Origin of the sequence: Streptomyces sp. SID14515 (assembly GCF_010548505.1) — a bacterium.
In the GTDB taxonomy this organism is placed as follows: domain Bacteria; phylum Actinomycetota; class Actinomycetes; order Streptomycetales; family Streptomycetaceae; genus Streptomyces; species Streptomyces caviscabies.
Window position 1 is genome coordinate 53,654 of the sequence record NZ_JAAGMH010000031.1, and the last position, 18,371, is coordinate 72,024.

The 18,371-nt window shown below is 71.0% G+C and carries 21 protein-coding genes; 10 read left to right on the forward strand and 11 right to left on the reverse strand.

Going from position 1 to position 18,371, the window contains the following annotated elements:
- Positions 1–22: 22 nt before the first annotated feature.
- Complete coding sequence (locus G3I54_RS05605; protein WP_164611732.1) at positions 23–1,726, reverse strand: cellulose synthase catalytic subunit; 1,704 nt, start codon at positions 1,724–1,726, stop codon at positions 23–25.
- A 396-nt stretch (positions 1,727–2,122) separates the two neighbouring features.
- Between G3I54_RS05605 and G3I54_RS05610 the strand changes: the two genes are divergently transcribed.
- Both G3I54_RS05610 and G3I54_RS05615 read left to right on the forward strand, forming a co-directional pair.
- Positions 2,123–2,944 carry a phosphatase gene (locus G3I54_RS05610; protein ID WP_164611734.1) on the forward strand — a complete coding sequence of 274 codons (822 nt, stop codon included), beginning with the start codon at positions 2,123–2,125 and terminating at the stop codon, positions 2,942–2,944.
- Between the two features lie 86 nt (positions 2,945–3,030).
- Positions 3,031–3,465, forward strand: coding sequence for a YdeI/OmpD-associated family protein (locus tag G3I54_RS05615; RefSeq protein WP_164611736.1), 435 nt, complete (start codon positions 3,031–3,033; stop codon positions 3,463–3,465).
- A 27-nt stretch (positions 3,466–3,492) separates the two neighbouring features.
- Here the strand turns inward: G3I54_RS05615 and G3I54_RS05620 are convergent, their stop codons facing one another.
- The 3 genes from G3I54_RS05620 to G3I54_RS05630 are packed head-to-tail and all read right to left on the reverse strand — an operon-like array spanning position 3,493 to position 6,576.
- Positions 3,493–4,461, reverse strand: a complete 969-nt coding sequence (locus tag G3I54_RS05620) for a cation diffusion facilitator family transporter (protein WP_164611738.1) — start codon at positions 4,459–4,461, stop codon at positions 3,493–3,495.
- 55 nt (positions 4,462–4,516) lie between these two features.
- Positions 4,517–5,401: an acyl-CoA thioesterase II gene (locus G3I54_RS05625; RefSeq protein ID WP_164611740.1), complete on the reverse strand. Its 885-nt coding sequence runs from the start codon at positions 5,399–5,401 to the stop codon at positions 4,517–4,519.
- 17 nt (positions 5,402–5,418) lie between these two features.
- Positions 5,419–6,576 carry an acyl-CoA dehydrogenase family protein gene (locus G3I54_RS05630; protein WP_164611742.1) on the reverse strand — a complete coding sequence of 386 codons (1,158 nt, stop codon included), beginning with the start codon at positions 6,574–6,576 and terminating at the stop codon, positions 5,419–5,421.
- Positions 6,577–6,723: 147 nt separating this feature from the next.
- On the opposite strand from G3I54_RS05630, the gene G3I54_RS05635 reads away from it, so the two are divergent.
- The 4 genes from G3I54_RS05635 to G3I54_RS05650 all read left to right on the forward strand — a co-directional run bounded on the left by G3I54_RS05635 (position 6,724) and on the right by G3I54_RS05650 (position 10,308).
- Entirely contained in the window at positions 6,724–6,861 is a 138-nt protein-coding gene (locus tag G3I54_RS05635) for a hypothetical protein (RefSeq protein WP_164611745.1), read from the forward strand.
- A 102-nt stretch (positions 6,862–6,963) separates the two neighbouring features.
- Positions 6,964–7,383 (forward strand): helix-turn-helix transcriptional regulator, encoded by a 420-nt coding sequence (locus G3I54_RS05640; RefSeq protein ID WP_164611747.1) that lies wholly within the window; start codon positions 6,964–6,966, stop codon positions 7,381–7,383.
- 10 nt (positions 7,384–7,393) lie between these two features.
- Positions 7,394–7,807: a VOC family protein gene (locus G3I54_RS05645; RefSeq protein ID WP_030085396.1), complete on the forward strand. Its 414-nt coding sequence runs from the start codon at positions 7,394–7,396 to the stop codon at positions 7,805–7,807.
- Positions 7,808–7,911: 104 nt separating this feature from the next.
- Positions 7,912–10,308 (forward strand): excinuclease ABC subunit UvrA, encoded by a 2,397-nt coding sequence (locus G3I54_RS05650; RefSeq protein WP_164611750.1) that lies wholly within the window; start codon positions 7,912–7,914, stop codon positions 10,306–10,308.
- Between the two features lie 151 nt (positions 10,309–10,459).
- On the opposite strand, the gene G3I54_RS05655 is transcribed toward G3I54_RS05650, so the two are convergent.
- On the reverse strand, positions 10,460–10,954 hold the full coding sequence (locus G3I54_RS05655) for a hypothetical protein (RefSeq protein WP_164611752.1): 495 nt from the start codon (positions 10,952–10,954) through the stop codon (positions 10,460–10,462).
- A 77-nt stretch (positions 10,955–11,031) separates the two neighbouring features.
- Here G3I54_RS05655 and G3I54_RS05660 point away from each other — a divergent pair, with 77 nt between their 5' ends.
- Positions 11,032–11,619, forward strand: a complete 588-nt coding sequence (locus tag G3I54_RS05660) for a GNAT family N-acetyltransferase (protein WP_164611754.1) — start codon at positions 11,032–11,034, stop codon at positions 11,617–11,619.
- Here the strand turns inward: G3I54_RS05660 and G3I54_RS05665 are convergent.
- On the reverse strand, positions 11,603–12,529 hold the full coding sequence (locus G3I54_RS05665) for an alpha/beta hydrolase fold domain-containing protein (RefSeq protein ID WP_164611756.1): 927 nt from the start codon (positions 12,527–12,529) through the stop codon (positions 11,603–11,605). The genes G3I54_RS05660 and G3I54_RS05665 overlap by 17 nt on opposite strands.
- Positions 12,530–12,762: 233 nt before the next feature.
- Here G3I54_RS05665 and G3I54_RS05670 point away from each other — a divergent pair, with 233 nt between their 5' ends.
- Positions 12,763–13,458, forward strand: a complete 696-nt coding sequence (locus G3I54_RS05670) for a GPP34 family phosphoprotein (protein ID WP_164611758.1) — start codon at positions 12,763–12,765, stop codon at positions 13,456–13,458.
- 23 nt (positions 13,459–13,481) lie between these two features.
- Here G3I54_RS05670 and G3I54_RS05675 read toward each other — a convergent pair whose 3' ends face one another.
- Both G3I54_RS05675 and G3I54_RS05680 read right to left on the reverse strand, forming a co-directional pair.
- Positions 13,482–14,396 (reverse strand): class I SAM-dependent methyltransferase, encoded by a 915-nt coding sequence (locus tag G3I54_RS05675; RefSeq protein WP_164611760.1) that lies wholly within the window; start codon positions 14,394–14,396, stop codon positions 13,482–13,484.
- 127 nt (positions 14,397–14,523) lie between these two features.
- A complete protein-coding gene (locus tag G3I54_RS05680) occupies positions 14,524–15,189 on the reverse strand; it encodes a TetR/AcrR family transcriptional regulator (RefSeq protein ID WP_164611762.1) in 666 nt (221 codons plus the stop codon).
- Between the two features lie 77 nt (positions 15,190–15,266).
- Here G3I54_RS05680 and G3I54_RS05685 point away from each other — a divergent pair, with 77 nt between their 5' ends.
- Positions 15,267–15,665: a Dabb family protein gene (locus G3I54_RS05685; protein WP_164611764.1), complete on the forward strand. Its 399-nt coding sequence runs from the start codon at positions 15,267–15,269 to the stop codon at positions 15,663–15,665.
- A gap of 167 nt (positions 15,666–15,832) precedes the next feature.
- Positions 15,833–17,257 (forward strand): FG-GAP and VCBS repeat-containing protein, encoded by a 1,425-nt coding sequence (locus G3I54_RS05690; protein WP_239144243.1) that lies wholly within the window; start codon positions 15,833–15,835, stop codon positions 17,255–17,257.
- A gap of 18 nt (positions 17,258–17,275) precedes the next feature.
- Here G3I54_RS05690 and G3I54_RS39295 read toward each other — a convergent pair whose 3' ends face one another.
- The 3 genes from G3I54_RS39295 to G3I54_RS05700 are packed head-to-tail and all read right to left on the reverse strand — an operon-like array spanning position 17,276 to position 18,350.
- Positions 17,276–17,422, reverse strand: coding sequence for a hypothetical protein (locus tag G3I54_RS39295; protein WP_239144244.1), 147 nt, complete (start codon positions 17,420–17,422; stop codon positions 17,276–17,278).
- Positions 17,416–17,661 carry a hypothetical protein gene (locus tag G3I54_RS39300; protein WP_239144245.1) on the reverse strand — a complete coding sequence of 82 codons (246 nt, stop codon included), beginning with the start codon at positions 17,659–17,661 and terminating at the stop codon, positions 17,416–17,418. Before G3I54_RS39300 ends, G3I54_RS39295 begins: the two co-directional genes overlap by 7 nt.
- A gap of 47 nt (positions 17,662–17,708) precedes the next feature.
- Complete coding sequence (locus G3I54_RS05700; protein WP_164611768.1) at positions 17,709–18,350, reverse strand: hypothetical protein; 642 nt, start codon at positions 18,348–18,350, stop codon at positions 17,709–17,711.
- Positions 18,351–18,371 lie beyond the last annotated feature (21 nt).

An 18,371-nucleotide genomic window follows, 5' to 3' on the forward strand; every position in this document is an offset into this window, starting at 1 on the left:
GGGTGGCGCCTTTCGGAACGGCTCAACTCAGCCACGGGAGCATCGGGTTGACCCACCCGGAGGCGATCAGACCGGTCAGCAGGAGGACGGCGGAGGCGGCGAGGGCCTCGGGCCAGCGGCGGGGCAGCATGCCCGTACGACCCCGGGCCCGGGACCTGGCTTCGGCGAGAGGCTTCCCGGCCCCGGCGGACGGGCGCAGCTCGGTCGACAGGTCCCGGATCAGAGGCACGTTGATCTGCAACTGGACCAGGAGATAGAGGCCGAGGCCCCAGTTGGGCTCCCAGCCGTTACGGGCCACGGCCAGCGCGAGGCCACCGGCGGCGGCCCCGTTGGACAGGACCAGCCAGACCAGCGAGACGCCCACCACCCGGCGGGCCATCGAACCCGAACTCCCGCTGCTCCGGGGCCCCTTGTTTTGCGCCCCCGTGGGCACCCAGGCGGCGCTGCGGCCGCGCAGGGTGTGCCAGAAGGCGGTGGCGGCGGCCACGCTGGTGAGGACGTTGGCCCGGATCACCTCCACCCGCCAGCGGGTCCGGCTGATCCGGGGCAGCAGCACATGCCACAGCCACAGCGGCGCGAGCAGCGGCAGGACGTGCCAGGGCCGGACGTGGTCCGGGTACCAGAACATCATCACCAGCGGCGGCAGCGGCGCGGCGAAGGTGTTCACGGCCGTGGTCAGGTAGCCGACGACGCCTTCGTAGAAGCAGAGCCGCATCCGCCAGGGCGCGCCCATCCGCTGGAGGACCGGGGTGCCGAGGAGGTGCAGGTTGCCCATCGCCCACCGGTACTGCTGGTTGACGAACGAGGTGACGGTGTCCGGCGAGGTGCCCTTGGCGACCAGGACGGGGACGTACTGGGTGCGGAACCCCCGCTCGTGCAGGGCGAGCCCGGTGTACAGGTCCTCGCTGTGGTCGAGCCGGGCGAAGCCGCCCGCCAGGTCGATCGCGGCGCGCCGGTAGACGGCGTTGCTGCCGCAGCAGATCGCGGCGTCGCTGGCGTCCCGCGAGGGCTGGATCCAGCGGAAGAACCACTCCTGCGCGGCCCCGGCGGCGCGCTGGATCCAGTCCATGCCCGCGTCGGTGTCGAAGCACTGCGGGCTCTGCACGATGCCGACGGCGGGGTCCGCGAGATACGGGACCAGATGGCGCAGGAAGTCCGGCCGGGGCGCGAAGTCCGCGTCCAGGATCGCGATGAACTCGGCATCGGACAGGGCGAGGGCGTGGTTGAGGTTCCCGGCCTTCTTCAGGCGCCCCCGGTCGGGGCGTACGACGTACCGGTAGCCGTGCTCGGCCGCCAGGGCCGCCACCTCGGCCCGGTCGGCGTCGTCCAGCACCCAGACGGTGAGCGCGTCGGGCCAGTCGAGGGCGGCGACCGCGCGGTAGGCGTTGGCGAGGACGGGGAGGGGCTCGCCGCAGGTCGGCAGATAGAGGTCCACGCCCGGCAGCGCGGCGGGCCGCCAGGCGCGGACGAGCACCTCGTGCGAGGCCCGGGTCAGCCGGCGCTGCCGCAGGCTGTTCACGGAGGACAGCAGCAGGGCCACCACGTTCAGCCCGAGGACCGCGAGGAACGCCCACAGCGCCGGGGTCCGCAGCGCGAACGTGAACATCGTCGCCGCCGTGAACACGAAGGCCAGCGAGCTGCTCACCAGCACCCACCGGCGTTGCGGCCCGAAGTACCAGTAGAGCTCGTCGTCGGACGGAGGTTGCGGAAGGTGATGCACGGTCATAAAGCCCCCCACGGCTGCGTATGTGCCCGTTTTCTGTGCTCGTTCCCGATGGCCCACCCTACTGTCAGAGGTATAGACCACTTGCCCGAGAGGGCCGCAACGGACGGAATGAGACAACGGATTGGCGCGACTCGATTGGTCCAGACCTCTGGGCGATTCCATTCGAGCCCGGCACCCGCCCGACGGGGGAAGAAGCAGGTCACGCGAGGGTGAACAGTCCCGGAAGACTTGCCGGGCCGGACGCGGACCGGGCGCGGACCGCACGCCGGGGCCGGAAGCCGGAGGCAGCGGGGACCGGCCGCTGACCGGCCGCTGACCGCACGCCCGCCGGGCCCCGGGCCGTCCGCCGGTCGGGACACCGGGCACGCCCCGCACACCGGACGGCACAATGGGTCCATGCCGATACCCAGCCGCGCCGCCCTCGTCGACCACCTCGTCCGTACGCGTATCGCGGGGGACGTCGCCACACCACGCGACAACAACCTCTCCCACTACCGCAAGCTCGCCAACGGCGACCGCCACTACTGGCTGGGCCTGGAGCTCGGCGACCGCTGGACCGACGAGCAGGACGTGCTCGCCGTGATGGCCGAGCGCTGCGGCGTCAACGACGACCCCGCGCACCGGCAGGGCCAGGACACCATCGACCCCGAGCTGACGGTGGACGCCCTGGAGCGGATGGCGGCCCGGCTGCGCAAGGCCGCCGACGGCCGCGAGCGCGTCCTGTTCGCCACCGGGCACCCCGGCGGCCTGCTGGACGTGCACCGGCAGACGGCGGACGCGCTGCGCCGCGCGGGCTGCGAGATCGTCCGCATCCCGTCCGGGCTGATGGCGGACGAGGGCATGGTCTTCCAGTTCGCCGACGTCGCGATGCTGGAACGCGGGGCGACCCTCTGGCACACCCACTCCCCGGCCCCGATGGCCGCCATCCTGGACGCCATGGCCCACCTGGGCCGCCCGCTGCCCGATCTGGTCGTCGCCGACCACGGCTGGGCGGGCTGCGCGGGGCAGCGGGGGCTGGACGCGATCGGTTACGCGGACTGCAACGACCCGGCCCTCTTCCTCGGCGAGTCGGAGGGCACCCTCCAGGTCACGGTCCCGCTGGACGACCACGTCACCGACCCGCGCTTCTACGACCCGATGACGGACTACCTGCTGCACGCGGCGGGGCTGCTGGAGGAGGAGGCGGCGGAGCCGGTCGCCGAGGAGCCGGCCGCGTAGGCGCCGCGGGCCGGCGATGAGTTTCGGGCCCGCCGGGTGTCTGCACTGACATCGACGCAGAGCCGAGCGCAGGTGAGGGGCAGGCCATGAAATTCAGCACGACGATGTTCCAGACCGGGAACAACACCGGCATCGAGGTGCCGGAGGCCGTGGTCGAAGCCCTCGGCGCGGGCAGGCGCCCACCGGTGAACGTCACGGTGAACGGTTACGCGTACCGCTCGACGATCGCCCCGATGGGCGGCCGGTACCTCATCCCGTTCAGCTCCGACAAGCGCAAGGAGACCGGCATCGGCGGCGGCGACGCCATCGAGGTGGAGCTGACCCTCGACACCGCGCCGCGCACGGTCGAGCCGCCCGAGGACCTCGCGGCGGCGCTGGCGGCGGCCCCCGGGGCGGCGGAGGCGTTCGCCGCGCTCCCGCCCAGCCGCCAGAAGGCGCACGTCACCTCGATCGAGGGCGCGAAGGCGCGGGAGACCCGGGAGCGGCGGATCGCGAAGACGGTGGCGGAGCTGACGCCGTGAGCCCGTGAAGCCCTCGCGTCCCGGGCGTCAGCGGCCGGGGTACCGCAGCCGCTGCGCCCGCCCCGGCGTCGGGTCCAGATACACCCGCCGGACCGACGGGAACCGCTCGCGCAACTGCGCCTCCGCCTCGTCGCAGGCCCACTCGACCTCCGCGGCGGTGGCCATGTCCCGGAAGTCGATCTTCGCGGCGATCAGGATCTCGTCCGGCCCCTGGATCAGCGTGGTCAGCTCCAGTACGTCCACGATGTGCGGCACCGACAGCAGCTCCTCGCGCACCCCGGCCCGCACCGCCGGCGGCAGCGGCCGACCGATCAGCAGTTGCGCGTTGGAGCGGCCCAGCACCCACGCCACGTACACCAGCAGCAGCCCGATCAGGCAGGACGCGATCCCGTCCCAGACCCCCGAGCCGGAGAGCTGCCCGCCCAGCAGACCGCCCGCCGCCAGCAGCAGCCCGATCAGGGCCGCCGAGTCCTCCATGACGACGGCCTTCACCGCCGTGTCCGGGGTGTGCCGCAGGTAGTACGTGTCCGGCACCCGCAGCCGTGACGCCTCGCGCCGCACCTGTTTGACCCCGGTGCGCAGCGAGTAGCCCTCCAGCAGGAAGGCGACGCCGAGGACGAGGTAGGAGACGAGCGGATCGCCCAGCTCCTCGCCCGCGACCAGCGTGTGCACCCCGTCGTAGATGGAGAAGACGGCCCCGCCGACGAAGGTGGCGATGGAGGCGAGCATCGCCCAGATGTAGCGCTCGGGGCCGTAACCGAGCGGGTGGTCCTCGTCGGCCGGCTTCTCGCTCCGCTTGAGCGCGGTGAGGAGCATGACCTCGGTGACGGTGTCGGCGACCGAGTGGGCCGCCTCGGAGAGCATCGCGCTGGAGCCGCTGATCAGCCCGGCGACGGCCTTCGCCACGGCGATGCCGAGGTTGGCGACGGCCGCCACGATCACCGTGAAAGTGGACTCCCCGCCATCAGTTTCACTGCCCGCTTCCGCGTCATTCATGGTGGGGAGTATGTCCGAAATGACACCTCAGATGGTGCTCATCCCCGGGGACGCGTCATCCTCGGGGGACGCGAACCACGCCTTCCTGGATGACCGTGATCGCGAGGCGTCCGTCGGCGGTGTAGATACGGGCCTGGCCCAGCCCCCGGCCGCCGGAGGCCGACGGGGACTCCTGGTCGTACAGCAGCCACTCGTCCGCCCGGAACGGCCGGTGGAACCACATCGCGTGGTCCAGGCTCGCGCCGACCACGTCCCCCACCGCCCAGCCGCCCCGCCCGTGGGCGAGCAGCACCGAGTCGAGCAGGGTCATGTCGGAGACGTACGTGGCCAGGCAGACGTGCAGCAGCGGGTCGTCGGCGAGCTTGCCGTTCGTCCGGAACCACACCTGCGATCGGGGTTCGCGCGCTTCGCCCACCGTTGCGAACGGCGGCTCGTCCACGTACCGCAGGTCCACCGCCGCCCGCGCCTCGATCAGCCGGTCCACGACCCCCGGATCGCTGAAGCGGTCCGCGTACCGGGGCAGCATCTCGGCGGCCGTCGGCAGGGTCTCCGGGTCCGGGGCGGCGGGCATGGGCGCCTGGTGCTCCATGCCCTCCTCGTACGTCTGGAAGGACGCGGAGAGGTGGAAGATCGGCTGCCCGTGCTGGACGGCGACGACGCGGCGGGTGGTGAAGGACCGCCCGTCGCGGATCCGGTCGACGCTGTAGACGATCGGCGCGCCCGGGTCGCCGGCCCGCAGGAAGTACGAGTGGAGGGAATGGGCGGCCCGGTCGGCCGGGACGGTGCGGCCCGCGGCGACGAGCGCCTGGGCCGCGACCTGGCCGCCGAACACCCGGGGCACGAGCGAGCTGCGGCTCACGCCCCGGAAGATGTCCCGCTCGATCTGCTCCAGGTCGAGCAGGTGGAGCAGATCGAGCAGAGGATCGGGACTCTCGTTCATGGAGGGAACGTAACCCCTTACAGGCCCATGGACTTGGCGATGATCGACTTCATGACCTCGCTGGTGCCGCCGTAGATGCGGTTGACGCGGTTGTCCGCGTACAGGCGGGCGATCGGGTACTCGTTCATGAAGCCGTAGCCGCCGTGCAGCTGGAGGCAGCGGTCGATGACGCGGTGGGCGACCTCGGTGCAGAACAGCTTCGCGGAGGCGGCCTCCGCCGCTGTCAGCTCACCGGCGTCCAGGGCCTCCAGCGCGCGGTCGGCGACGGCCTGGGCCGCGTCCACCTCGGCCTGGCAGGCGGCCAGCTCGAACTTGGTGTTCTGGAAGGAGGCGACGGTCTTGCCGAAGACCGTGCGGTCCTGCACATACTCCTTGGCGAACCGGACGGCGGCCGCGGCCTGGGCGTACGCGCCGAAGGCGATGCCCCAGCGCTCGGAGGCCAGGTTGGTGCCGAGGTAGCCGAAGCCCTTGTTCTCCTCGCCCATGAGGTCCTCGACCGGGACCTTGACGTCGACGAACGCCAACTCGGCGGTGTCGGAGACCCGCAGGCCCAGCTTGTCGAGCTTCCGGCCGACCGAGTAGCCCTCGGACTTGGTGTCGACGGTGAAGAGGGAGATGCCGAAGCGGCGGTCGTCCTCGCGCGGGGCGGCGGTGCGGGCGCAGACGATCACGCGGTCGGCGTGGACGCCGCCGGTGATGAAGGTCTTGGACCCGTTGAGGACGTAGTGCGTGCCGTCCTCGGAGAGCTTGGCGGTGGTCTTCATGCCCGCGACGTCGGAGCCGGTGCCCGGCTCGGTCATCGCGAGGGCCCACATCTCCTCGCCGCTCGCGAACTTCGGCAGCCAGCGCTTCTTCTGCTCGTCGGTGGCCAGCATCTTGATGTACGGGAGGCCGAGCAGCGTGTGCACGCCGGATCCGCCGAAGGAGACGCCCGCACGGGCGGTCTCCTCGTAGATCACGGCCTCGTACTTGTGCGAGTCGATGCCCGCGCCGCCGTACTCCTCGTCGACCTCGATGCCGAAGATGCCCAGCTCGCCCAGCTTGAGGTAGAAGTCGCGCGGCGCCTGGCCCGCGGCGAACCACTCGTCGTAGACCGGCACGACCTCGGCCGCGATGAAGGCGCGGATGGTCTCCCGGAACGCCTCGTGGTCCTCGTTGAATACCGTACGGCGCACGGGATGCCTCCTAGGTCGGCAGTCGATTCGCGGAAACTCGCGGAAATTCACAGAACATGGCTAAGCGCTTGCTCAGACTTCCTTCGAAGTTACCCGCCGGTTGCAGTCGCTGTCCAGGGTGATGCTCGGCACCCGGGGCGATTGTCAGTGGTGTGGGGCACTATCGGAACGACGGCGAACGACGGCGCGCGAACGACGGCGCGCGGACCGCACCGGGGGAGCACCATGACGATCACGTTCGAGGACGCGGACCCGGAGAAGCTGATCGCCGAGCGCGAGTGGTGAGCGGTTCGTCGACCGGTTCGGTGACCGGGTTCCGGATGACGGGCCGGACGTCGGCGGCCGTGGGAGGGTGCGGGAGGAAGGTGCGGGGAGGAAGGTGAGGGAGTGAGGCTGGAGGACCTGGCCCGGCTGCGCCGGGCCCGCGACCGCATGGACCGCGAGTACGCCGAACCGCTCGACGTCCCCTCGCTGGCCCGCGACGCGCTGATGTCACCCGGCCACTTCTCCCGCAGCTTCCGCGCCGCCTTCGGCGAGACCCCGTACAGCTATCTCATGACCCGCCGCATCGAGCGGGCCAAGGCCCTGCTGCGCCGGGGCGACCTGTCGGTCACGGACGTCTGCTTCGCCGTCGGCTGTACGTCGCTGGGCTCGTTCAGCTCCCGCTTCACGGAGCTGGTCGGCGAGACCCCGAGCGCCTACCGGGCCCGCCCCCATGACGCGGGCGAGACCATCCCCGCCTGCGTCGCCAAGATGCTCACGCGACCGGTCAGGAATGGAGAAGCGGATCGGAGGCCCCGCCCGTAGCGTGAAATCCATGGACATCAAGCTCTCGCAGTGCTTCATCGCCGTCGACGACCACGACAAGGCGCTCGCCTTCTACCGCGACGCCCTGGGAATGGAGGTACGCAACGATGTCGGATTCGAAGGCATGCGCTGGGTGACCGTCGGGTCTCCCGCCCAGCCGGACGTGGAGATCGTCCTGGAGCCCCCGCTCGCCGACCCGAACGCCCCGGCCGCCGACCGGCAGACCATGGCCGAGCTGCTCGCCAAGGGCATGCTGCGCGGTGTCATCCTCTCCTCCGACGACGTGGACGCGGCCTTCGAGAAGGTCCGCGCCGCGGGCGGCGAGGTGCTCCAGGAGCCGATCGACCAGCCGTACGGCGTCCGCGACTGCGCCTTCCGCGACCCCTCCGGCAACATGCTGCGCATCACCCAGGCCAAGAAGTAGCACCCGCCCCACCAGGGGCCGGGGCCCGATGCGGGCCCCGGCCCCCACGCACGACCACTACGCTCCGCGCACCAGTAACGGCCAGTTATGGAGAGACGACGAGCATGGCTCCGAGAACGAAGACCCAGCAGCCGCCCGCGCCGCACGCTGCCGACAGCCACGACCTGATCCGCGTGCACGGTGCGCGGGAGAACAACCTCAAGGACGTCAGCATCGAGCTGCCGAAGCGCCGGCTGACGGTGTTCACCGGAGTCTCCGGCTCGGGCAAGAGCTCGCTGGTGTTCAGCACCATCGCCGCCGAGTCCCAGCGGCTGATCAACGAGACCTACCCCGCCTTCGTCCAGGGCTTCATGCCCACGCAGGCGCGCCCCGACGTCGATGTGCTCGACGGGCTGACGACCGCGATCATCGTCGACCAGCAGCGCATGGGCAGCGACCCGCGCTCCACGGTCGGCACCGCCACCGACGCCAACGCCATGCTCCGCATCCTCTTCAGCCGGCTCGGCAAGCCGCACATCGGCCCGCCCGGCGCGTTCGCCTTCAACGTCCCCTCGGTGACGGCGAGCGGCGCGATCACCGTCGAGCGCGGCAACAAGAAGGCGGTCAAGGCGACCTTCAGCCGCACCGGCGGCATGTGCCCCCGCTGCGAGGGCCGCGGCTCGGTCTCGGACATCGACCTCACCCAGCTCTACGACGACTCCAAGTCGATCGCCGAGGGCGCGTTCACCATCCCCGGCTGGAAGTCGGACAGCTGGTGGACCGTACGGATCTACGCGGAGTCCGGCTTCCTCGACCCGAACAAGCCGATCGCCAAGTTCACCAAGAGGGAGATGCAGGACTTCCTCCACCGGGAGCCGACCAAAGTGAAGGTCGAGGGCTCGACCCTCACCTTCGAAGGGCTGATCCCCAAGATCCAGAAGTCCTTCCTGTCCAAGGACCGCGAGTCCATGCAGCCCCACATCCGGGAGTTCGTGGACCGCGCGGTCACCTTCGCCACCTGCCCCGAGTGCGAGGGAACGCGGCTCACCGAGGGCGCCCGCTCCTCGAAGATCAAGAAGATCTCCATCGCCGACGCCTGCTCGATGGAGATCCGGGACCTCGCGGAGTGGGTCCGCGGCCTGAACGAACCCTCGGTCGCCCCGCTCCTCGAAGCCCTCCAGCAGACGCTGGACTCCTTCGTGGAGATCGGCCTCGGCTACCTCGCCCTGGACCGGCCCTCGGGCACGCTGTCCGGCGGCGAGGCGCAGCGCGTCAAGATGATCCGCCACCTCGGCTCCTCGCTCACCGACGTCACCTACGTCTTCGACGAGCCCACCATCGGCCTGCACCCGCACGACATCCAGCGCATGAACGACCTGCTGCTGCGCCTGCGCGACAAGGGCAACACCGTCCTCGTCGTGGAGCACAAGCCCGAGGCCATCGCCATCGCCGACCACGTGGTCGACCTCGGCCCCGGGGCGGGTACGGCGGGCGGCACCGTCTGCTTCGAAGGCACCCTGGAAGGCCTCCGCGCCTCAGACACCGTCACCGGCCGCCACCTCGACGACCGGGCCGTCCTCAAGGACGAGGTGCGCAAGTCCACCGGCGCGCTGGAGATCCGCGGCGCGACCTCGCACAACCTCCAGGACGTCGACGTCGACATCCCGCTCGGCGTCCTCACCGTCATCACCGGCGTCGCCGGCTCCGGAAAGAGCTCGCTCGTCCACAGCTCGATCCCGGCGGGCGAGGGCGTCATCTCGATCGACCAGAGCCCCATCAAGGGTTCCCGCCGCAGCAACCCGGCGACGTACACGGGCCTTCTGGAGCCGATCCGCAAGGCCTTCGCCAAGGCCAACGGCGTGAAGCCCGCCCTGTTCAGCGCCAACTCCGAGGGCGCCTGCCCCACCTGCAACGGCGCGGGCGTCATCTTCACCGACCTCGGCGTCATGGCCGGCGTCTCCAGCCCCTGCGAGGACTGCGAGGGCAAGCGGTTCCAGGCCTCGGTGCTGGACTACCACCTCGGCGGCCGCGACATCAGCGAGGTCCTCGCGATGTCGGTCACCGAGGCCGAGGAGTTCTTCGGCTCGGGCGAGGCGGCGATCCCGGCCGCCCACAAGATCCTCGCCCGCCTCGCGGACGTCGGCCTCGGCTACCTGAGCCTCGGCCAGCCGCTCACCACCCTGTCCGGCGGTGAACGCCAACGCCTGAAGCTGGCAACGCACATGGGCGACAAGGGCGGGACCGGCCAGGTCTTCGTACTCGACGAGCCGACGACCGGCCTGCACCTCGCGGACGTCGAGCAGCTGCTCGGCCTGCTGGACCGCCTCGTCGACTCCGGAAAGTCGGTGATCGTCATCGAGCACCACCAGGCGGTCATGGCCCACGCCGACTGGATCATCGACCTCGGCCCCGGTGCGGGCCACGACGGCGGCAAGATCGTCTTCGAGGGCACCCCGGCCGACCTGGTCGCGGCCCGCTCGACGCTGACGGGCGAGCACCTGGCGGAGTACGTGGGGGAGTGAGGCCCGGGCGGGCCTTCTTCTCTTGACCTCCGGGTCAGGCGGAGAAGGCCCCGCGCTTGACCGCGTCCACGAAGGAGGTCCATCCGGCGGCGGGTGGGCGAGAAGGCGGTCGGGGTGTTCCGCCCGGCCCAGTCACGCATCGCACGGTGCTTCAGACTCCGGCCGAGCAGAACACGCACACATCCCAGAACGGCAGCCCGTCCAGCACCCGGTGACGTACGCACGAGGCCATCGCGGCATCCTGCGGTCCGGGCAGGACATCCGCACCGGTCTTCGCCGTCGCCGGATCGAACGCCTCCACCATCGCCCGGTACGTACGCAGATAGCCCTCGGCCCGGGGCGGCTCGTACGTCAGCTCCTCCCACCGGTGGCGGGTGAGCGCCAGATCGAGGACGCGCAGCACGAAGTCCTTCGCCGCGGCCCGCTCCTGCGGTGTGTCACCCCAGTCGAGGTCCGCCAGGTCGAAGCCGACGACCCCGCGCCCCATCACGCTCTGGTCCTGGAGCGTCAGCAGGGCGGCGAAGCGGAAGTCCCAGGGATCGCGGGCCAGCGTGGACACGGAGAGGATCAGCACGTCCACGAACACGGCGGTGCCGCCGTTGGTCATCTCCAGGTATCGGCCGTCACCGCCCTCGAACATGTTCATGTTCCGAGAGTAGAGAGGTAGAGAGAGCGAGCGGACGGCCTTGACGCGCGGGTTCGTCGCCGGGAGATCATGAGGCCATGATCCGTACGTTGTCGACGCCTCCCGCCATGGCATCCGGCTGCCTCTCCGACGCCCCGCAACCCGTGCTCACGGCGGACGACGGTCTGCTGCTGCGCCCCTGGGAACGGACCGACGCGGCGGCCTTCCTCTCCGCGTACCAGGACGTCGAGACCCGCCGCTGGCATCAGAACCGCCCTTCGACCGAGGCCCAGGTGGCGGAGTGGTTCGCCGCGTACCGCCAGGACTGGGAGCGCGAGAAGGGCTGCCACTGGGCCGTCGCCCGCGACGACGGCGAGGTGCTCGGCCGCATGGCGCTGCGCCGCATGAACTTCGACGACGGCGTCGCGAACGCCGCGTACTGGGTGCTCCCGGCCGCCCGCGGAGCGGGGGTGGCCACCCGGGCGCTCACGGTGCTCAGTGCGTGGGCCCTGGAGGACATCGGCTTCTACCGCCTGGAGTTGGACCACTCGACGCGTAACGCCGCCTCGTGCAGGGTCGCGACCAAGGCCGGTTACCGGCTGGAGGGCACCAAGCGCAACGCGGCCGTGCACGACGACGGCCGGCACGACATGCATCTGCACGCCCGGGTCAGAGGTGACCGCTGATCCGTTCGCGCAGCCAGGAGTTGACGCCGTCGATCGCGGTGGCGGCCAGGGCGGTGGGGTGGCCGGTGAAGCCGTGGGGCGAGGCGGGGTAGACGCGCAGCTCGACGTCGTTGCCGGCCGCCGACAGCCGCCCGGCCATGGTCAGGTTGTCCTCCAGCAGGAGGTCCTCGCCGCCGACGACCAGCAGCGCCGGAGGAAGGCCGCTCAGGTCGGCGTAGAGGGGCGAGATGTCGGGAAGGGTGCGGTCGCGGTCCGGCACGTGGCCGACGTACGCCTGGATGAAGTACTCGTCCGCGATGAGGCGGCCGCTCGGGGTCCGCGCACTCAGGTCCCAGGTGCCGAAGCGGAGCGCGGCCCCGGTGAACCGGTCGGCGACGCCCCGGTCCCGCAGCCGGAGCAGCGTCGCCAGGGCGAGGGTGGCTCCCGCCGAGCTTCCGCCGATCGCGAGCCGGGAGGTCCCGAAGCGGGCCTCGGCCTCCTCGACGAGCCAGAGCGCCACCGCTTCGCAGTCGTCGGGGGCGGCCGGCCAGGGGTGCTCGGGCGCGAGCCGGTAGTCGACGCCGACGACGGCGATCCGAAGGGCGTCCGCGAGCGCGCGGTGGCGTTCGTCGCCCTGGGCTGCGGAGCCCATGTAGAAGCCGCCGCCGTGGATGCCCAGGTAGACGCCTTGGGGCGGGCCGTCGGCAGGCAGGAAGATCCGGACCGGGACGCGCACCCCGGCGGCCTCGACCGTCTCTTCGATGGCCGGCGGAACGACGGCACGAGGCGCGGGCTTCTTCGCCCGCGCCTCCTTCAGCTCCTCGAAGCTGCCGGGCCCACGGCCCGCCACCCTGGCCCGGTAGAAGGCGCGGGCTTCGGCGACCTGCTCGGCGGGCACGTCGGCGAACAGTGCTTCCAGTGCGAATCGCACGCGTCGCTCCTCATCAGCCGTCTCAACCAGCCGTCTCAACCATTCGGGTCTCGACCATTCGGGTCTCACCCCGGATGCTATCGGCGCTGACGCGAGGCCGGGCGGCCTTGTCGCGGAGCCGGATATGACGTCTGTCATGAACAGTGGTGACAGGACGCAGGACCCTCCACGCCCTCCCGGACCTAGCGTGAACGAAAGCCCGCGTTGCCGAACCCGACGGTTGGAAACGGACCATGCAGAAGCGGAACGAGAACGAGTACAACGAGCACGATCTGCTCATCGTCGAAGACCTGACGCTGCTGATGATGGACGACAAGTCCGGGGCCATCGCGGGGGCGGGCACGCTGTACTACACGCTGGGCGGCGCGGTCCTCGTGGAGCTGGGCCTCGACGGCGGGATCAGGGCCGACGAGAACGACACGGGGCTGAACGGCGTGAAGATCCACGCCGTCGCCGCCCGTACGCCGTCGGACCCGCTGCTCCGGGCAGCGCACGAGAAGGTCGGCGAGCGCGTGCGCGGCGTACAGACGCTCCTCATCGAGATCGGCACGGGCATGCGCGAGACGGTTCTGGACCGGCTCGTGGAGCGGGGCATGCTGCGCCAGGAGACCAAGAAGACGCTGGGCCTGTTCCGTACGACCTCGACGACGGTCGCGGACACCGGGTACAAGAAGGCCCTGGTGGAGAACGTCCGGGCCGTCCTGATCGACGGCGCGGAACCCGACGACCGTACGGCGGCGCTGACGGGACTGCTCTCCGCGAGCGGCACGCTGCCGACCCTGCACCGCTCCATCCCGTGGTCCGGCAAGGTCTACAAGCGGGCGAAGAAACTGGAGCAGAGCAGCTGGGGCGCGGAAGCGGTGAACGCCGCGGTGATGCGGACGGTGGCGGCGATCTCCGCGGGCACGGTCGTCGCGGCGACCAGCTAGGGACTCTCGGGCTCTCGCTCGGCTCAGGCGGGGCGGCGGGCCATCCACGTCTCGCGCGTGGACCGTACGACGAGGTCGTCGCGGTGGCGTACGTCCTCGGGGCCGCCGTCGACGAGCCGGTCGAGCGCGGCCAGATCCCCCGGGGCGATGCGCCCGTCGAGGGTGCCGCGGATTCGCTCGAAGACGAGGTAGGCGTACCGTCCCGCCCCTTCGGGCAGCGGGGCGCGCAGCGCCCACCGTTCGGCGCGCTCCTGCTCGACGGGGAGGTCGGCGGCGGCGAGCAAGGGGCCCCAGTCGGCCCCACGGTGTGGCATCAGCTCGGCGTGCAGACCGTCGAGGGCCTCGCGGCAGCGGGCCTCCAGTTCGCCCCACGGGCCGTCCTCGGGCAGGAACTTCGGCATCCCGTCCACCTCGGCGACGGCCAGCAGCCCTCCGGGGCGCAGCGCGGAGCGGATGCCTGCGAGGGCGGTCGCGGGGTCGTCCAGGTGGTGCAGGGAAGCCGACGCCCAGACGAGGTCGGCGTCGACGACCCCGGGCAGCCCCGCACCGGCGTCGGCCTCCAGCGTGCGCACACGGTCGCCCAGCCCCCGGTCGCGGGCCGCCGAGGTGAGCCGCTCCAGCATGGCGGGCGAGCTGTCGACGGCGGTCACGCGGGCGGTCGGGAACTGCTCCAGCAGGGCGAAGGTGCCGGTACCGGTGCCCGAGCCGAGGTCGACGATGTGCCGGACGTCGTCGCCGGCCAGACAGGCGATACGTCCAGTGAGCGCGGTCAGACGAGGTGCGAAGAGGGCGGCGTCGAGGTCGAGGATCTCGGGCAGGCCGTTCGGCGTCGCATCGGAACCGTGTGCGTGGCTGTGGCCATGTCCGTGGGTGTGGCCGTGGCCGTTGCCGTGGGTGTGACGGTGGGCGGGGGCGGAGGGGTGTGCGTCGTGAGCCATACCGTCGAGCGTAGGACTGGATTGCGTAAGACGCATACCAGCTTGCCGATAACGCAACAAGGAGGCGGTCGCGGCGGCCCCGCGCGCAAGGCGGAACAGGAGGCGGCGGAGCCGGGCCCCGTGGATCTCACCCGCCGGGGACGTCTACGTACGCTCGCAGGAAGACGTCCACGGCCCCCTCGGCGGTGGACCGCAGCTCGGCCGCCGGTACGGGGCGTGCGCCCAGCCGGGACAGGAGCTCCAGCGGGCCGGTGAGCAGGGCGAAGAAGTGACCGGCGGCCTGTTCCGGATCGCACGGGCGCAGCCGGCCGGAGAGCGCGAGCCGGGCCAGGCGGTCGGCCAGCGCGACGAGGGGGCGACGGGCGGTGCGCTCCTGGACGGCGTCGGCGAGATCGGCGAAATGCGGCGCTTCCGCGTAGGTCAGCCGCCGCAGGGCGATGGCGCGTTCGCCGCAGCAGATACGGGCCAGGCGGACGGCCAGGTCCGTCAGGGCCGCGCGGGGATCCTGTTCGGACGCGCGGTCGCGCAAGTCGTCGATCGCGGCGAGGAGTTCGGCCAGCAGGACGTCGGCGGCGGCTTCGACGGCGTGCCGGAAGAGCGTTTCCTTGTCGTCGAGGTGGTTGTAGACGGTCGGCTTGGCGACCCCCGCCTCCTCCGCGACCTCCTGGACGCACGCCTGCGCGTACCCGCGGCGGGCGAAGACGAGGAACGCGGCGTCCAGGATCGCCTGGCGCTTGTCGGCCCGTCGTCGCGGGGCGGCTGCCCGGGAACCCCTTGACTCGACTGAACTCATGCGTTCAGTCTAGGCGTTGACGGCTACCAGTCGGGAAGCTTTTCTGAACGCACGCGTTCAATGAGAAGGAGCGAACGATGATCGTCCACATGCTGCGGTTCACCTTCAGGGACGGGACGACGGAGGAGCAGAAGGACCGTGTACTCGGTCTGATGCGACGTACGGCCTCGGTGGAGTCCGTCTCCTTCGCGACGGTGGGCCAGAGCCTGATCGGCCCCGGCGCCGACTTCACCCACGCCTACTGCGTGGCGATCGAGGATCTGGACGCCCTGGAGCGGTACATGCACGACCCGGTCCATCTGGCGGGCGACGACGAGATCCTTCCGCACCTGGCGAGAATCGCGATCGGGCCGGACGCCTCGGACGACATGGACCCGGAACTGGACGCCAGGATCATGGAGTTGCACAGGAAGAAGACCGAGCTGTACCCGGAGTGGGCCGCCGCACTCGAACCGCTCCTGGCCCCCGTGGGCTAGCGCATGTCCGCCTGACCGCCGACCGGTTGGGGCGTCGGCGCGAGGTCTGTGCCCGTACCTGTGGTGGTGCCGTCGCGGGCAACCATTCACCGTACGGATGGTCTTCCTAGGAAGGCGGGCCGACAGGACCCGCCGGCCGACCGCATGTGCACAACAGGGGGATGACCATGAAGAAGCCTGCTCGACTCCGTACCGCTTCGGCGGTCCTCGTGACGCTCGCGGCCACGACAGCCGCCGTACCGGCCTTCTCCGGTACGGCGGTGGCGGCCGGGCCCGCCTCCGCCGCACGTCAGCAGGTCGACTTCAACGGCGACGGGTACGCCGACATGTACGCCTCGGTGCCCGACGGGACCGTGTCCGGCCTCAAGAAGGCCGGGTATGTGGCGGTGTATCCGGGCGACGCGAAGGGCATCAGCCCCGCCCGGCACAAGGTGATCAACCAGAACACGGCGGGCGTCCCCGGCTCGGCCGCCGCGAACGCCCGCTTCGGTACGGCGACCCCCGCCGACATCGACCGCGACGGGTACACCGACCTGCTGGTCTCGGCCGACAAAGGCCCGCAGATCATCCTGTTCGGCGGCGAGAGCGGCCTCGGCACGCGGGCCGTCGAGTTCCGGGGCCGGGGGAACGCGGTGGGCGACTTCGACGGCGACGGCCGGACGGACGTGGCCGGCATCGACCGTGCCGACTGGGCCGGGAAGGTCGTGCTGAGCGAGAAGGTCGGCGCGGACGGCACGGTCGGCGGCACGCGCACGGCACTCACCGCCGAGAGCGTCACCGTCTTCGAGAGCGTGCAGGCCGTGGACATCAACAACGACGGCAAGGACGATCTGCTGGTACGCAGCGGCTGCGATGACGAGCCGGACTGCGACTCGACGTCGCTGTACCTGTCGACGGGTACGGGCTTCACCTACACCCCCATCGTCACGGCGCCCGGCACGTACCTCGACCACTCCTCGGTGACGATCGGTTCGGTCAACGGCGACGCGTACCCGGACCTGGTCTTCACCCGGCAGCCGACCGGCCTGGACAGCGACATGGACTTCCCGAGCAAGGGCGGCGCGGTGGCGGTCGTGTACGGAGGGCCGAAGGGCCAGAACACCGCGCTGAAGCCGAAGTGGATCACCCAGGCCACCGCCGGGGTGCCGGGCGCCGACGAGGCGGGCGACACCATGGGCGCGAGCGCCGCGGTGGGAGACCTGGACGGCGACGGCTACGGCGAGGTCGTCGTGGGCCTGCCGGGCGAGGACGTGGGCAAGGCCAAGGACGCGGGCGGGGTCCTGATCTTCAAGGGCCGGGCCAAGGGCATCACGGGCGCGGACACGAAGGTGATCGGCCAGTCGACGGCGAACGTCCCCGGGGTCGACGAGCAGGGCGACGCCTTCGGCGGCGAGGTCCATGTCGTACCCGCCGCCAAGGGCGTACCGGCCACACTCGCGGTGGCCGCCCCCGGCGAGAACACCGGCCAGGGCGGAGTCTGGCTCTTCAAGGGCAGCCGCTCCGGCCCGGTGGCGAAGGGCAGCGTCTCCTTCGGCGAGGCAAGCCTGGGCGTGAAGCCGTCCCCGGTCCGCTTCGGCAGCCAGCTGGGCTGAGGGACCCTGTGCGAGCCCCTAGGTGAGCCACCGGCGGACGAACGGCCCGGCCCCGAACACGAACAGGGCGAAAACGGCGATCCGTTGAAGCCCGGGCTCGGCAAGGAACTCGCTGCCGCGGAGCCCGTAGACGGCGTACAGATTGGCAGCCAGGTCCGTCACCATGACCCCGCAGGCGAGGTCGAAGCCGATCCGCTTGCCGCCAGCAGAAGCACGGCGGCAAGCGGATCGAGGACGGCGAGCGACGACCAGTAGAGGTTGAGCCAACCGGGGGCCCACGCAAAGGCCCACAGGCCATGGCGCACGAGATCGACGACATGCGCGACGCCGCCCACGAGGATCAGCACGGCCGCGATCACCCAGACCACCACGACGACCGACCAGGGCGCACGTCCACGCCCCATCCATATCCATCCGCTCAAGCCGGGCCGCGTCCCACCCACGCCGGACCTCAACAACGCAGCCCGACGACACCCCAACCACGCAGCTCGGCTTGGCCGATGACGTCGCCCCACCCCCGGAGCAGCCCGACGAACGCGTCGAAGTCGTTGATCCGCCCGAAGTCGGCGCGCGCGTGCTGCTCGAACGGGCTTATCAGCAAGCCCAGTTCAGAACAGACGGCATCCCAGAGAAGCTTGAGCGAGGAAACAGCGGACGGCTGGCACCACAACAGATGGTCGGCGTGCGCGGGAGCCTCGTCCACCGCCACGAGCGCCGACGCCTCCCGGCCGTCCTCCCGATCGGGCATGTACTCAAGCCCGCCCCAGAAAAGCGGATCGATGAACCGGTCCACGCCCGAGCGCAGCCCCGGCTCCACGAACGACCGGATCTCCTCCCACCGCTCACCCGCCCAGAAGTGATCCTTGTACGAGGAGCCGACAGCCCCGAAGTCGAACTTCCCGAACCAGCCGGCGGCCGGCGGAGAGGGCCAGAACCACTGGGGCCCGGTGGGCGGCGGCTGGTCCGGCCCGGCGTCCCACCACTCCTCGTCCACCGAGTCGGAGGCCTCGTACAGCACTGCGTAGTGCTGATCCTCCGGTACCGACATGAGGTGGTCCCAGTCGGCGATCAGGACGTCGATGCATATGCCCATGGCGGTAAAGCGTAGAGGACG